Origin of the sequence: Mycobacterium sp. DL440, from assembly GCF_011745145.1 — a bacterium.
GTDB lineage: Bacteria > Actinomycetota > Actinomycetes > Mycobacteriales > Mycobacteriaceae > Mycobacterium.
In genome coordinates, this window is the sequence record NZ_CP050191.1 from 4,534,342 (window position 1) to 4,548,933 (window position 14,592).

Consider the following 14,592-nt stretch of genomic DNA (forward strand, 5'->3'; position numbering starts at 1 on the left):
TTCTTTTGATGCCCCCCGCAACGCCCCTACGCTCGGTAATCAACAGGCCGGAGGGACAGATCGTGGTGGATTCACACGCGGGCAGCGCAACACCTGCCGATGCTTTGCTGCGACTGGGGAAGTACTTCCATCGCGGTGAGATTTCCGACGATCAGCGAACCCTCTACAAGATCGGTGGCCGCTCAGCCGACGACTTCTACCGGGACCGTTGGGCGCACGACAAGGTCGTGCGATCGACCCATGGCGTCAACTGCACCGGCTCCTGCTCATGGAAGATCTATGTCAAGGACGGCGTGATCACGTGGGAGTCGCAGCAGACCGACTACCCCTCGGTCGGTGCCGACAAGCCCGAGTACGAACCACGGGGTTGCCCACGGGGCGCATCCTTCTCGTGGTACACGTATTCCCCTGCCCGCGTTCGTTATCCGTACGTACGCGGGGTGCTGCTCGAGTACTACCGCGAGGCCAAGGAACGGCTCAAGGACCCGGTCCTGGCGTGGGCCGACATCGTCGAGGATCCGGAGAAGTCCCAGCGGTACAAGGCGGCCCGCGGCAAGGGCGGTTTCGTGCGCGCCGAATGGTGGGAGGCCGCCGAGATCGCCGCCGCTGCCCATGTCCACACCGTCAAGAAATACGGACCGGACCGCGTGGCGGGCTTCTCACCGATCCCGGCGATGTCGATGGTGAGCCATGCCGTCGGCGCCCGGTTCATCTCACTGCTCGGCGGGTCGATGTTGTCGTTCTACGACTGGTACGCCGACCTGCCGGTCGCCTCGCCGCAGGTGTTCGGGGACCAGACGGACGTTCCCGAATCGGCCGACTGGTTCGACGCGGGCTACCTGATCATGTGGGGCTCCAACGTCCCGGTCACCCGAACCCCGGACGCGCACTACATGACCGAGGCCAGGTACCGCGGCCAGAAGGTCATCGTGGTGTCGCCGGACTATGCCGACAACACCAAGTTCGCCGACGAATGGCTACCGGCGCGCCCAGGTACCGACGCGGCGCTCGCAATGTCGATGGGGCACGTCATCCTCAAGGAGTTCTTCGTCGAGCGGCAGACGCCCTACTTCACCGACTACGTCAAGAAGTACACCGACCTGCCGTTCCTCATCACGCTCACCGAACGAGACGGACGGGTGCTGCCCGGGAAGTTCCTCACCGCAGCCGATCTGGGCGGCGAGGCCGCCGAAACGGAAGCAGCCGAATCCAAAACCGTCCTCTTAGATCAGGCCGGGCGACCCGTGGTGCCCAACGGGTCTCTGGGACACCGGTTCACCGCCTCCGGCGAGGGGCACTGGAACCTCGACCTTCAGGGTGTTCACCCGATGCTGACCCTGCTGGGCAACCATGACGGCACCGCTACCGTCGCGCTGCCCCGGTTCGACAGTGACAAACCCGGCGTCATCGAACGCGGCGTACCGACCAGAATCGTTGCCGGACACCGGGTGACGACGGTCTTCGACCTGATGCTGGCGCAGTACGGAGTGGCTCGTGACGGGCTCCCCGGACAGTGGCCGTCCGGATACGACGACGCCTCGCAGCCCTACACCCCGGCCTGGCAGGAGGAGATCACCGGCGTACCGGCCCAGGCCGCCGAACGCATCGCGCGGGAGTTCGCCGACAACGCAGAACGTTCCAAGGGCCGGTCGATGATCCTGATGGGCGCCGGGACCAACCACTGGTTCCATTCCGATCAGATCTACCGGTCGTTTCTCACCCTGGTCATGCTCACCGGCTGTCAGGGCGTCAACGGCGGCGGCTGGGCGCACTACGTCGGCCAGGAGAAGTGCCGGCCGGTCACCGGCTGGGCCACGCTGGCATACGGGCTGGATTGGCAACGGCCGCCGCGGCAGATGCAGGGCACGGTGTTCTGGTACCTGGCGACCGACCAGTGGCGGTATGACCCGTTCACCTCGGAGGTGATGGCCTCCCCACTGGCCGAGGGCCGGTTCACCGGCCAGACCGCCGCCGACAACATCGCGCTGGCGACCCGACTCGGCTGGATGCCGAGCTACCCGACCTTCAACCGCAACCCGCTGGACCTCGCCGACGAGGCCGCCCGCCTCGGCAAAGACGCCTCGGAATACGTTGTGGACGGGCTCAAGTCGGGCCACCTGCAGTTCGCCTGTGAAGATCCCGACGCCCCGGAGAACTTCCCCCGCTGCCTGACGGTGTGGCGGTCGAACCTGCTCGGCTCCTCGGCCAAGGGCAACGAGTACTTCCTCAAGCACCTGCTCGGCACCGATTCCGCGGTGGAGGCCCGGGACGAGGACGGCATCCGCCCGCAGGAGGTGCGCTGGCGCGACGAAGCTCCCGCCGGCAAGCTGGACCTGCTGCTGTCCCTGGACTTCCGCAACACCAGTACGACACTGTTCTCCGACATCGTGCTGCCCGCGGCCACCTGGTACGAGAAGCACGACCTGTCCAGCACCGACATGCATCCGTTCGTCCACGCGTTCTCGCCGGCCATCTCACCGCCCTGGGAGACCAAGACCGACTTCGACGCGTTCCACCGGATCGCCCGTGGCTTCTCCTGGTTGGCCGAGAAGCATCTCGGAAAGCGCAAGGACATCGTGGCCATGCCGCTGCAGCATGACAGTGCCGATGCCACCGCCCAGCCCGGCGGTCGCGTGCTGGACTGGAGAGCCGGTGAATGCGAACCGATTCCGGGCAAGACCATGCCCCGGCTGGTCACGGTGGACCGCGACTATCCGGCGATCGCCGAGAAGATGGCCGCCCTCGGGCCGATGGTGGAATCCGTCGGGCTCACCACCAAGGGCGTGACCACGCATCCGGACGCCGAGGTCGAGTACCTGGGCGGCGTCAACGGCACGGTGGTCAGCGGCGTCGCGGCCGGACGCCCGTCACTGGCCAAGGACACCCACGCCGCCGAGACCATCCTCGCATTGTCGGGCACCACGAACGGTCGCCTGGCTGTCGAGGGTTTCGAGGCGCTGGAGCGTCGCACCGGGACCGAGCTGGTCGACCTGGCCAAGGAGAGCGAGGGCAAGCGAATCACCTTCGCCGACACCCAGGCCCGGCCGGTGCCCGTCAACACCTCGCCGGAATGGTCCGGCTCCGAGACCGGCGGTCGGCGATACTCCCCCTTCACCATCAACACCGAGCGGCTCAAGCCGTGGCACACGCTGACCGGACGCCAGCACTTCTATCTGGACCACGACTGGATGAGTGAACTCGGCGAGCAGCTGCCGACGTTCCGCCCGCCGCTGGACGTGACGGCGCTGTTCAATGAACCATCGGTGGGCAGCACAACCGGCGATGCGGGCGGCTCGATCACGGTGCGGTATCTGACACCGCACTCCAAATGGTCGATTCACTCTGCCTACCAAGACAACCTGTACATGCTCACGCTGTCTCGCGGCGGCCAGTGCATCTGGATGTCGGACGTGGACGCCGCCAAGATCGGGGTCAAGGACAACGACTGGATCGAGTGCACCAACCGCAACGGCGTGGTGAACGCACGGGCCATTGTCAGCCACCGCATGCCCGAGGGTCTGGTGTTCATGTACCACGCCCAGGACAAGGCCGTGGACGTGCCGCGCACGGAGAAGAACGGCAAACGCGGCGGGATCCACAACGCGCTGACCCGGATCATGATCAAACCGACGCACCTGATCGGCGGGTATGCGCAGCAGTCCTTCGCCCTGAACTACCACGGGCCCACCGGAAACCAACGCGATGAAGTCACCACGATTCGTCGTCGCTCGCAGGAAGTGGAGTACTGACATGAGAGTCATGGCGCAACTCGCGATGGTGATGAATCTCGACAAGTGCATCGGCTGCCACACCTGCAGCGTCACGTGCAAGCAGGCCTGGACCAACCGCAGCGGTGTGGAATACGTGTGGTTCAACAACGTGGAAACCCGACCCGGACAGGGCTATCCGCGCCAGTACCAGGACCAGGAGCGCTGGAAGGGCGGCTGGACGCTGAACAAACGCGGCAAGCTCACCCTCAAATCCGGCTCCCGGTTCAAGCGGCTGCTGAACATCTTCGCCAACCCAGACCTGCCGACCGTGTCGGACTACTACGACCCGTGGACCTACGACTACGAGAACCTGCTGTCGGCGCCGGCCATGGACACCACCCCGGTGGCCCGGCCGAAGTCGCTGATCACCGGGCGCGACACCAAGGTCACGTGGGGTGCCAACTGGGACGACGATCTGGGGGGCGGTCCCGAACAAGTGGGCCGAGATCCTTTGCTGGCCAAGGTGGCTGAAGTCTCGGAGAAGGTCAAGCTCGAGTTCGAGCAGACCTTCATGTTCTATCTGCCGCGCATCTGCGAGCACTGCCTCAACCCGGCCTGCGCCGCAGCGTGTCCGTCGGGCGCGATCTACAAGCGCTCCGAAGACGGCATCGTGTTGGTGGACCAGGACAAGTGCCGCGGTTGGCGGCAATGCGTCACCGGATGCCCATACAAGAAGATCTATTTCAATCACAAGACCGGCAAGGCCGAGAAGTGCACGTTCTGCTATCCCCGCGTCGAGGTCGGCATCCCCACGGTGTGTTCGGAGACCTGTGTCGGGCGGCTCCGCTATATCGGCGTGATGCTGTACGACGCGGACGCCGTGCTGGAGGCTGCCTCCGTCACCGACGACAAGGACCTCTACCCGTCACAGCTCGGAGTGTTTCTCAACCCGCACGACCCACGCGTCGTCGCCGAAGCCGAACGGGCCGGAATCTCACCCGAATGGATTGAGGCGGCACAGAATTCACCGGTATACCGGTTGATCGTCGACTACCAGGTGGCGCTTCCCCTGCATCCGGAGTACCGGACGATGCCGATGGTCTGGTATGTGCCGCCGCTGTCGCCGGTGGTGGACATCCTCAAGGAGACCGGCCACGACGGCGAGAACAAGAACAACCTGTTCGGCGCCATCGACACGCTGCGCATCCCGGTCGAATACCTCGCCGAGTTGTTCACCGCCGGTGAGGTGGGCCCCGTGCGGGCCTCTCTGCAGCGGCTTGCGGCCATGCGCGCCTACATGCGGTCGGCCAACCTCGGCGAAGAATTCGACGAGACCATCCCGGAATCGGTGCGCTTGAGCGGCGATGAGATCGAGGCGATGTACCGGCTGCTGGCGATCGCCAAATACCAGGACCGGTATGTCATCCCCACCGGGGCCGGCTCCGACGCGCACCGCCTCGATGCGCTGGCCACCGGATGCAGCCTGGATGACGACGGCGGGCCGGGAATGACCGCATACGACACCATGGTGGACAAGTTCCACCTGACCAACACCAATGATGCTGTTCCACAGGGTGATCCGACTCGGGTCAACCTGCTCAACTGGGACGGCCGGAGCACAGACGGGTTGTTGCCGACAACATGAAGCTACTCACCCGCGGCCGCAGAACAGGTGCAGGCAGTGCCCTGTCCGAGTATCAGCAACGCCTGGTGTGGCGCATCACCGCGCTGCTGCTCGACTACCCGACCGCCGAAACAGCCGACCTTGCCGGGCAACTGGACGCTGTCGCGGCGGAGCTCCCGGAGGCAGCACGAGCGCCGCTGACGGAGTTCCTCCGCCGGTTCGGCGAAACAGATCCGATGCAGCGCGCGTCGAACTACGTCGCGACGTTCGACATGCAACGGCGCAGCAGCCTGCATCTGACCTATTACGCCTACGGCGACACCCGCAAACGGGGTATGGCCCTGTTGCGGTTCAAGCATGCCTACCGCCAGGCAGGGATAAACGACGGCGACCTGGGTAATTCAGAGTTGCCCGACTATCTGCCGATGGTGCTCGAGTTCGGCGCGACCGTCGATCATGTCCAAGGTGAGCGGCTGCTGGCCGAGCACGTCCCGGTACTCGAGCTGCTGCGGCTCTCCCTGCAGGACAACGGGTCCTACTACACCGGGCTGCTGGCCGCGGTCCTTACCACGTTACCTCCGGTCAACACCGCCGACCGCCGCCGGATCGCGCAGCTCGCCGCCGAGGGCCCACCCGATGAGGATGTCGGCCTCGACCCGTTCGCGATGGACCCGATGGCATCTGGAGGAACCCGCCGATGAGCGCTTGCGCGAAGAGAGAATGGCAATGAGCAATGTGCTGTGGATGACCCTGCCGTACATTGCGTTCACCTCTTTCGGACTCGGGCATATCTGGCGCTACAAGGCCGACCAGTTCGGGTGGACCACACGGTCTTCGCAGATCTACGAGAGCAGGCTGCTGCGGCTGGGCAGCCCGCTGTTCCATTTCGGCATCCTCGGCGTATTCGCCGGGCATGTCGTGGGGCTGCTGATCCCGCAGTCGTGGACCTCGGCGGTAGGCGTCTCCGAGCACGTCTACCACCTGATGTCGGTGAGCATGGGATCGCTGGCCGGAGTGGCTGTGGTCGCCGGGGTGGGGATCCTGCTCTACCGCCGGGTCACTGTCCCGGAGGTCCGCACAGTCACCACGTTCAACGACAGGGTGATGTACCTGCTGCTCGTCGGGGCTCTGGCGACCGGGATGCTGAACACCCTGACCAACGTGTTCTCGACCTACAACTACCGCGAAACGGTGTCACCGTGGTTCCGCAGCCTGTTCACGTTGCATCCGGCACCGGAGCTGATGGCCGAATCCCCATGGACATTCCAGGCGCACGTCCTGATAGTGCTTGCCCTGCTCGGCTTCTGGCCGTACACCCGGTTGGTGCACATGTTCAGCGCACCGATCGGTTACCTGGTTCGGCCCTATGTGGTCTACCGCAGCCGTGATCCGCAGCGTGCGGACAAGAACCGCTACGCCAAGGCGTGGGTGACACCGCAGGCGCCACCCACGCGCAGCCGTTGGGTGTGAGGCTCAGCCGAGCACGTCACGGATCAGGCGTCGCGTGCCGACTTGTGCACGGTGACGCACCGTCGAGCTAGCTGTACCAATCGGGCAGCGAACACTAACGGGTGTACCGGGGGACGCCGGCCGTCGCCAAATCAGGACAGCGAGTCCACCACTGTCAAAAGTTCGGCCACACTGCCGATGACATGAGTGGCACCGGCGGCCGACAACTGGTCGGAATTGTGCGCGCCGGTGAGGACGCCGACCGAGGCCCTGGCCCCTGCGCGAAGCCCGCTGGTGACATCCGATGACGTGTCTCCCACAACAACCATCGATCGCACAGAGTCGGTTTCCGTACGCATCAGCGCAGTCAATGGCATGTCCGGATGTGGACGACCCCGGACGCCGGACCCCGGACACAACACCACGTCAGCGAGATCGTGCCAACCCAGCGCATCGATGATCGCCGACTGGGTGTCGGCGGCGAAACCCGTTGTCAGCGCGGTCTTGATACCACGCCCGCGCAGGGCGGCCAAGAGATCTTCGGCGCCCGGGATCGCACTGCAGTTACCGTCAGCTACCAGTTGTGCATAACACCGCTCGAACTCCTTGTTCGCGGCCTGCGCCTGTTGCTCGTTTCCGCCGGACAGATGCCGGAAGACCAGAATCTTCGACTGCCCCATGGTGTCGGAGACATAGCGCAACATCTCGTCACGGTCGGCATCGGTCTTCGACAGGCCCGCGAAACTGTCGGCGGCAAGAAACGCCTGCTGCACGAGACCGCTGTCCTGCACCGTGGTGCCGGCCATATCGAAGACGACCAGACCGATCGGCTGGTGGGTGTCGTTACTCATTTGTTGATTCCTTTTCCTCTGAAGTGAACAGCTCAGTACGTGCTGCAGGCGACGAGTTCCAGCTGAGCTCGCATCAACCGGCGCGCCCCGGCCGGCAGCGGCTTCAACGCATCGCGACGGCGACGCGCGGGGCGACACCGCCGCGGGCGGCTGCCACCGCAGCATCGATATCGGCCAGCGGATACGGCGGAGAAACCAGATCCGCAAACAGCTGTTGGGCCTCGGTGCGCGCCAGGAAGTCGACGGCTTCGGCCAGGTCGTCCAGACGATAGTTGTGACAACCGACCAAGGTGGTCAGGTTCTTGACGTACCCACTCGGTTCGAAACTGATCTCCGGGGCCGGCGACACCGATCCCACCAGTGCGATCCGGCCACCCACGTCAATGACCTCGAGTGCCGATTGCACCGCTCGGCTGCTGCCGGACAATTCCAGAATCACATCGGCGCCGTATTCCTGTGCCGCGCTGGACAGTTGATCGGGTGCACACACACTTGTCGCGCCGAACCGGACAGCTGCCTCACGCCGGCTCTCCTCGACATCGCAGGCGATGACGTGGCGCACCCCGGCGTCACGCGCATAGGCGATGGCGGTGAGGCCGAGCATTCCGCAACCCTGCACGATCACTACGTCGTCGGCACCGAGCCCGACGCGCCTGGCGGCGCAGACCACGGTGGCGGTGGCACAGTTTGCGGGCGCGGCCAGGGCCGCGGGTAGCGCGTCGGGCACCCGCACCAGACCGGTTCCCGCCAGCAGGTGGCAGTGGGTGGCCAAGCCTCCGTTGAACCTCCAGTGCTCATCGATGGCCTCGTGGCCGTACTTGCGCACCGACAGGCACTTCTGTGAAAGCCCGCGGCGACACCGCCGGCATTGTCCACAGGCCGTGCCGATGGTCCAGGTGATGCGATCACCGGGTCCGATCGGCTGACCGTCATGGCCGTTGACCGGCCCTCCGGTGGCCACCACAGTGCCGACCGCTTCATGCCCGAGCACTGTCGGCAGCGGGGTTGGGCGGTCACCATTGATCGTGTGCAGGTCACTGCCGCAGATGGTGGCCAGCTCGACACCGACCAACACCTCGCCGTCACGCAGCTGCGGCAACGGCTCCTGGCGCAGCGAGAATCCCGCGTCGACACCCGACCACACCGCCGCGCTGGTCTTCGTCATGGTTTGCATTGTCACTCCTTGGTCAATGAGGGCAGTTCGACTCAGCGCCGAATGGTGAGCGCAACCAGGGCACTGGCCACACATGAGGACGCGACGATCGGGAAGATCAGCCCGGTGTTTCCGGTGTCGTCCATGATGTGGCCCACGATCGGCTCGGCCGCCCCGGCGAACAGGTACGAGAAGAAGTTCACCACTCCGGTTGCCGTACCGGCCATTTGGGCTCCCGCGATATCGGGGCACAGTGCCCAGAACGAGGACTGCGGGCCGTAGACGAAGAAGCCGGTGAAAAACAGCACCACCATGCCTGCGACGGTGCCGAGGTTACCGAGGTACATCGTGATCGCGCACGCCGCACCCAGCGCCATGAACAGGAAGATCGGACGATCGCGGCGAGAACCGAACAGTCGGTCGGACAGTTGGCCGTTGACCAGTGCGCCGACGGCCATGCCCACCGGGAGCGCGACCGAAATCCACACCGGACTGATCGCGCCGCCACCTTTTTGCCAGTCCGCGCCCAGGAAGTACACCGGCACCCAGATCAACAGGCCGTAGCGGGCGGCGTTCTGGAAGCCGATTGCGATACCGGTCGACCAGATCTTCGGGTTGCCCAGCACGGCCTTGTACCGATCCAGCGAGCGGCTCGTATCGACATTGGCTGCCGACGGTTCGACCTGTTCGGCGTCGCGGGTGAACGAGGGTGGCGGGGTAACCCCGGCCGCCTTGGGGTTCTCCCGCGCAACCAGATAGAACGTAATGCCACCGACCAGCATGAGCAGTACCGGGATTCGGAAGATCCACTGCCAGTCCAATTTCAGTGTGTCCACCACAATCGTCGAGGTGATGAAGGCCAGCACCGAGGCCATACCTGCCGCGAAGGTGTAGAAGCCGAAGCTCTTTCCCCGTTCGTGTGGACCCCACCAGTTGGAGATCACCCGGCCGCCTGAGGGAAAGCCCATGGATTGGCTGAAACCGTTGGCGCCCCAGAATATGGCCAGCGACTTCGTGCCCACCGCAAAGCTGGTGCACCAGTTCAGGATTGTCGAGAGCACGGCTCCCAACGCCATCAGGCGCCGTCCGCCGAATTTGTCGGCCAGGTTGCCGTTGATCATCTGGCCGGCCGCATAGCACCACAACATCGCCCCGCTGATGGCGCCCAGGGTGGTCTTGCTCAGGCCCAGATCCTCCTCGATGCCGGGGATGGCAAAACCGAAGGTCTGTCGTCCGGTGTAGAAGAACAGGTAGCAGAACATCGCCGCAAGCAGCATCCGCCACTTCAACCGCGAGAACTTCGCCTCCGATACTGCGACGGGATCGAGTGTGCCCGTTGACTTTTCAAATGTGTTGGACATCGACTTCTTTCACGAGTCTGGTCGGCGGTACCGGTTATGCGGCTTGGGTCTGGTTTTCGGAAACGAGGGTGGTAGCCACCCAGAACGCGTCGTAGTTGTGCAGATACGCCAGTTGTCCGTAGGGCTCGTCGAGCGGTTCGGGACGGGGTAGTCGTCGGTTGACGATGAACGGGATCTGCAGCTCACCGAGTGCACCGTGCGAGCGCAGCGGGACGTCGAGCCCACCGAGGTCGTGCCATTGCTCGTAACGCCCTAGTACCCAATCGGTTTCGGCCAGGACAACAATGTCGCCCAACCGGTCGGCGGGTAGCCGAAAGCGGCGGGCGGCCGCCTCCCGTTCGAGGACTTCCTGCACTCCCTCAACCGCCCGCAGTCCGTCTATCACTGCACATCGGTCGGAATCTGCAGGCAGGTATACGGTGGCGAAGGAGCCCAGTGCACCGTGATGCACGGTGTAGGGATCGGTGATCGGCAGGATGACCCGGACATCGCCGGCGCCGACCCCGTCAGCTGAGATGCCCAGAATCCGGCGCACTTCGTCCTCGACATAGACGGCGTTCGGTTTGCCTGCGCTGTCGGTCTTGGCGCTCATCCCGTGGTCGGCGGTGAGCACAACGATCGCACCCAGCTCATCGAGTCGGGCCGCGTATGAATCGATCATCTCGTAGAACCCGTTGGCAACCTCGGTCCCCGGGGCATGTTTGTGCTGGATGTAGTCGGTCAGTGACAGGTACATCAGGTCGGCGCCGCGGGACTGCAAGATCGCCACGCCCGCGGCGAGGACGAACTCCGACAGCTCCGCCGAGTACACCCGCGGCAATGGTTTGCCGGTGAGCCGCAGAACGTCGTCGATACCGTTACCGGTCACGGTCGCCTCGTCGGCCTTCTCGGCCGAGAAGCAGATGCCCTTACGGTCCGGGGCGACGAATTCAGTTCCACCGGAAAGGCTCGGACCGGATTCCACCAGTCCCGCACCGAGCAGACGCCGCAGTTTGTCCTTGGCGGTGACCACCACGACGTCCAGGCCGGCGTCGTTGGCGGCAGCGAAGATCGTCGGCGCACGCAGGAACCGCTTGTCGTTCATCAGCACTTCTTCACCGGTTGCGGTGTCGAACATGTAGTTGCCACTGATGCCGTGCACATCCGGTGGGTGTCCGGTCGCGATCGAGAGGTTGTTGGGGTTGGTCAGGGCGGGCATGGCGCAATGCGCCGGCCAACAGACCCCGTCACCTTCGAGGACCCGGCTCAGCCACGGCATCCGGCCGGCCTTCATCGCTTCGGTGTGGTAGTCCGGCTCGCTGCCGTCGATACAGATCACCACGACCGGTGCGGCCGGTGGCGTATACGTTCGCCCGTTGACGCTGAATGAGTGGATCTCCACTGACGCTCCTGTTGCGTGCCGACAAGACCAGAACGCAGGTAAGAGTGCACGTGATCGGCGCCACACAGAACCCCTGATTTGGCTATAGCGGCTATAGCCCGGGCGACGAGTCCGGCCGGCCGGTCAGTTGGGCCAGGCCGCGATACCGTCGACCAACCGCGCGAACGCCTCCTCGGGAGGTGTCAGCACCCGGTCTGCCCGCCGGACCAGGTAGACGGTCCGGCTCGGCGGCGGGGGCTGCACCGACAATGCCACCAGCAGGCCGGACGCCCGTTCCCGCGCAGTCGAATGTTCGGACAGCAACGCCAGCCCGAGCCCGGCATGGACGGCCTCTTTGAGCGTATCGGGACCCCACAGGTCCCATTGCTCAGCCGCATCCAGCGACCACAGCCGCAATGCGGCCTCCTGCTGGCGTCGGGTCGCCGAGCCGACCTCGCGCATGAGAAATCGTTGTCCACCAAGGTCTTCGGTCCCCAGGGGTCGCCCGGCCAGCGGCGTTCCAGCGGCGGCGACCAACACCATTTCCTCTTGGAACAAGGGTTTGGCGACCAACTGCTCCTCGGCCGGAGTGTCAGCGCACAGTCCCAGCGCGACTTCTCCCCGCAGCAACCAGTTCTCTACCGTGTCCTCATTGCCGACGCGGATCTGACACTCGACTTTCGGTGCCTGCCTGCTGAATTCGGATACCAGGCTGGGCAACAGGTACGTGCCGAGGGTCGTAGTGCCGGCCAAAACGAGTCGGCCGGCCTGCAGTCCCTGCAGGCCGGCCACCTGACGCTCCAGGCTGTCCAGTAGGTCGAACACCTTCCGGGCGTGGTCGACGACGACCTCCCCGGCCGGAGTGGTCCGGGCGCCCTGGGCGCTGCGCTGGACCAGGTGTACACCCAGCGAGCTCTCCAGGTTTCGGACGTGATTGGAGACGGACGGCTGGCTCATGAACAGCTTCTTGGCCGCACCGGAGAATCCACCGGCGTCGACCACTGCCATCAACACTTCAAGCTGCGTCAGGCTCACCACCATGGGGCCATCATGGCCTGTCGTCCGGCTACGGCCAACTCGCCGTCACATCACCCTCCCACCGGCGGCGGCCATTGCGAGCAGACGTGAACCTGCCCCTTTTCGCTCGGAAAGGGGCAGGTTCACGTCTGTTGGGCGAAGAAAACTCCGCCGGAAAACTAGAGGCGCTCGATGATGGTCACGTTGGCGGTGCCGCCGCCCTCACACATGGTCTGCAGGCCGTAGCGACCGCCGGTGCGCTCCAGAGTGTTCAGCATGGTGGTGAACAGCTTGGCACCGGTGGCGCCCAGCGGGTGGCCCAGCGCGATGGCGCCGCCGCTCGGGTTGACCTTGGCCGGATCGGCCTTGGTCTCCTTGAGCCAGGCCAGCACGACCGGCGCGAAGGCCTCGTTGATCTCGACGGTGTCGATGTCGTCGATCGACAGGCCGGTCTTCTCCAGCGCGTACTGGGTGGCCGGGATCGGGCCGGTCAGCATCATCACGGGATCATCGCCACGTGCGCTGATGTGGTGGATGCGGGCGCGGGGCTTCAGGTTGTACTTCTTGATCGCTTCCTCGGAGGCCAGCAGCACGGCCGCCGCACCATCGGAGATCTGGCTGGCGAGCGCGGCGGTCAGCCGGCCGCCCTCGACGAGCGGCTTGAGCGAGGCCAGCTTCTCCAGCGTCGACTCACGCGGTCCCTCGTCGACACCGAAGTCGCCGACCGGGACGATCTCGTTGTCGAAGTGGCCGGCCCGGATCGCGGCGAACGCGCGCTGGTGGCTGTTGTAGGCGAACTCCTCCATCTCCTCGCGGGAGATGTCCCACTTCTCGGCGATCATTTCCGAGCCGCGGAACTGCGAGATCTCCTGGTCGCCGTAGCGGTGCAGCCAGCTCTTGGATTCGTTTGTGGGCGAGGTGAATCCGAACTCCTTGCCGACCACCATGGCCGAGGAGATCGGGATCCAGCTCATGTTCTGCATGCCGCCGGCCAGGATGAGATCGGCCGTGCCCGACATGATGGCCTGGGCGCCGAAGGAGATGGCCTGCTGGCTGGAGCCGCACTGCCGGTCGACGGTAACGCCGGGGACGGCCTCGGGATAGCCGGCGGCCAGCCAGGTCAGGCGGCCGATGTTGCCGGCCTGCCCGCCGATGGCGTCGACGCAACCGACGATGACATCGTCGACCGCACCCGGATCGACGTCGGTGCGGTCGAAGATCGCGCGGAACGCGTGCACACCGAGGTCGATCGGGTGCACCTGCGCCAGAGAGCCGTTCTTCTTGCCGACCGGAGTACGCGCGGCGTCGACGATGTATGCCTCAGGCATTAGTTGTCTCCTTTGACAGTGGCGTTCCCTGCGGTGATTCCGCCGAGGACGATGGCGAGGTATTGCCGGCCGACCTCTTCGGCCGAAAGCGGTCCACCCGGCTGATACCAGCGGACCGAAACCCAGGTGGTGTCGCGGATGAACCGGTACACCAGGTCGACGTCGATGTCCTGACGGAACGAGCCGTCGGCGATGCCCTGCTGCAGGATGTCCACCCACATCTTGCGCTGTTCCCGGTTACGTTCGTCGACGAAACCGAACTGCGGGATGCCGGACAGCCGTTTGGCCTCGTCCTGGTAGATCACCACCTGTGCGTGCCGGTGCTCGATCGCCTCGAACGAGGCCATGAACAAGCCGGTCAGCCGGCCCAACGGACTGGACTCCTCGTCGAGGATCTCCAGGTACCGCGCGAACAGCCAGTCCAGAAAGTCCCGCATGACTTCCTCGACCATCTGCTCCTTGGACTTGAAGTGGTGATAGAGGCTGCCCGACAGGATTCCTGCGGAGTCAGCGATATCGCGGACTGTCGTCGCCTTCAGACCGCGTTCGGCAAACATCGTCGCGGCAAGGTCCAGAAGCTCGTCGCGTCTGCTAGCCGGCTGGCTGGGCGTATCCGGCGCCATCGTCACAGCATAGCAACCAAGCGCTTGCTAGGTCACTTTCGGGGCGTTTTGTCATGCCGGGCCAGTTCGGCGCCCCGGCGATCAAGCCACCCGGCATGAACGGCGACACCGAGGCA

Annotated in this window: 11 protein-coding genes; 4 read left to right on the forward strand and 7 right to left on the reverse strand. The window is 64.9% G+C overall.

What is annotated here, in order from left to right; translation table 11 throughout:
• The first annotated feature begins 62 nt into the window (after positions 1–62).
• Genes HBE63_RS22130 through narI form a run of 4 tightly spaced genes read left to right on the forward strand, consistent with a single transcriptional unit; the run spans position 63 to position 6,804 of the window.
• Complete coding sequence (locus HBE63_RS22130; RefSeq protein ID WP_166906660.1) at positions 63–3,749, forward strand: nitrate reductase subunit alpha; 3,687 nt, start codon at positions 63–65, stop codon at positions 3,747–3,749.
• Between the two features lies 1 nt (position 3,750).
• Positions 3,751–5,355 carry a nitrate reductase subunit beta gene (gene narH, locus HBE63_RS22135; protein ID WP_166906661.1) on the forward strand — a complete coding sequence of 535 codons (1,605 nt, stop codon included), beginning with the start codon at positions 3,751–3,753 and terminating at the stop codon, positions 5,353–5,355.
• Complete coding sequence (gene narJ, locus HBE63_RS22140; RefSeq protein ID WP_166906662.1) at positions 5,352–6,035, forward strand: nitrate reductase molybdenum cofactor assembly chaperone; 684 nt, start codon at positions 5,352–5,354, stop codon at positions 6,033–6,035. Before narH ends, narJ begins: the two co-directional genes overlap by 4 nt.
• A 25-nt stretch (positions 6,036–6,060) precedes the next feature.
• On the forward strand, positions 6,061–6,804 hold the full coding sequence (gene narI / locus HBE63_RS22145; protein WP_166906663.1) for a respiratory nitrate reductase subunit gamma: 744 nt from the start codon (positions 6,061–6,063) through the stop codon (positions 6,802–6,804).
• A 131-nt stretch (positions 6,805–6,935) separates the two neighbouring features.
• Here the strand turns inward: narI and HBE63_RS22150 are convergent, their stop codons facing one another.
• The 7 genes from HBE63_RS22150 to kstR2 form a co-directional block, all read right to left on the reverse strand.
• Complete coding sequence (locus HBE63_RS22150; RefSeq protein ID WP_166906664.1) at positions 6,936–7,634, reverse strand: phosphonatase-like hydrolase; 699 nt, start codon at positions 7,632–7,634, stop codon at positions 6,936–6,938.
• Positions 7,635–7,737: 103 nt separating this feature from the next.
• Entirely contained in the window at positions 7,738–8,799 is a 1,062-nt protein-coding gene (locus HBE63_RS22155) for a zinc-binding dehydrogenase (protein ID WP_243858216.1), read from the reverse strand.
• A gap of 41 nt (positions 8,800–8,840) precedes the next feature.
• Positions 8,841–10,148, reverse strand: a complete 1,308-nt coding sequence (locus tag HBE63_RS22160; RefSeq protein ID WP_166906666.1) for an MFS transporter — start codon at positions 10,146–10,148, stop codon at positions 8,841–8,843.
• 34 nt (positions 10,149–10,182) lie between these two features.
• Complete coding sequence (gene phnA, locus HBE63_RS22165) at positions 10,183–11,529, reverse strand: phosphonoacetate hydrolase (protein ID WP_166906667.1); 1,347 nt, start codon at positions 11,527–11,529, stop codon at positions 10,183–10,185.
• A gap of 123 nt (positions 11,530–11,652) precedes the next feature.
• The gene (locus HBE63_RS22170; RefSeq protein WP_166906668.1) at positions 11,653–12,549 is read right to left on the reverse strand and encodes a LysR family transcriptional regulator; all 897 of its coding nucleotides are present in this window, start codon (positions 12,547–12,549) and stop codon (positions 11,653–11,655) included.
• 155 nt (positions 12,550–12,704) lie between these two features.
• Entirely contained in the window at positions 12,705–13,853 is a 1,149-nt protein-coding gene (gene fadA6 / locus HBE63_RS22175) for a steroid 3-ketoacyl-CoA thiolase FadA6 (protein WP_166906669.1), read from the reverse strand.
• Positions 13,853–14,476, reverse strand: coding sequence for a TetR family transcriptional regulator KstR2 (kstR2, locus tag HBE63_RS22180; protein ID WP_166906670.1), 624 nt, complete (start codon positions 14,474–14,476; stop codon positions 13,853–13,855). The genes fadA6 and kstR2 overlap by 1 nt, the downstream gene beginning before the upstream one ends.
• Positions 14,477–14,592 lie beyond the last annotated feature (116 nt).

Excerpts from the sequence above, each read along its gene's own strand:
- fadA6 (WP_166906669.1), bottom strand. The coding sequence starts at position 13,853 with ATGCCTGAGGCATACATCGTCGACGCCGCGCGTACTCCGGTCGGCAAG.
- kstR2 (WP_166906670.1), bottom strand. The coding sequence starts at position 14,476 with ATGGCGCCGGATACGCCCAGCCAGCCGGCTAGCAGACGCGACGAGCTT.
- HBE63_RS22150 (WP_166906664.1), bottom strand. The coding sequence starts at position 7,634 with ATGAGTAACGACACCCACCAGCCGATCGGTCTGGTCGTCTTCGATATG.
- narI (WP_166906663.1), top strand. The coding sequence starts at position 6,061 with ATGAGCAATGTGCTGTGGATGACCCTGCCGTACATTGCGTTCACCTCT.
- HBE63_RS22155 (WP_243858216.1), bottom strand. The coding sequence starts at position 8,799 with ATGACGAAGACCAGCGCGGCGGTGTGGTCGGGTGTCGACGCGGGATTC.
- narH (WP_166906661.1), top strand. The coding sequence starts at position 3,751 with ATGAGAGTCATGGCGCAACTCGCGATGGTGATGAATCTCGACAAGTGC.
- HBE63_RS22170 (WP_166906668.1), bottom strand. The coding sequence starts at position 12,549 with ATGGTGGTGAGCCTGACGCAGCTTGAAGTGTTGATGGCAGTGGTCGAC.
- HBE63_RS22160 (WP_166906666.1), bottom strand. The coding sequence starts at position 10,148 with ATGTCCAACACATTTGAAAAGTCAACGGGCACACTCGATCCCGTCGCA.
- narJ (WP_166906662.1), top strand. The coding sequence starts at position 5,352 with ATGAAGCTACTCACCCGCGGCCGCAGAACAGGTGCAGGCAGTGCCCTG.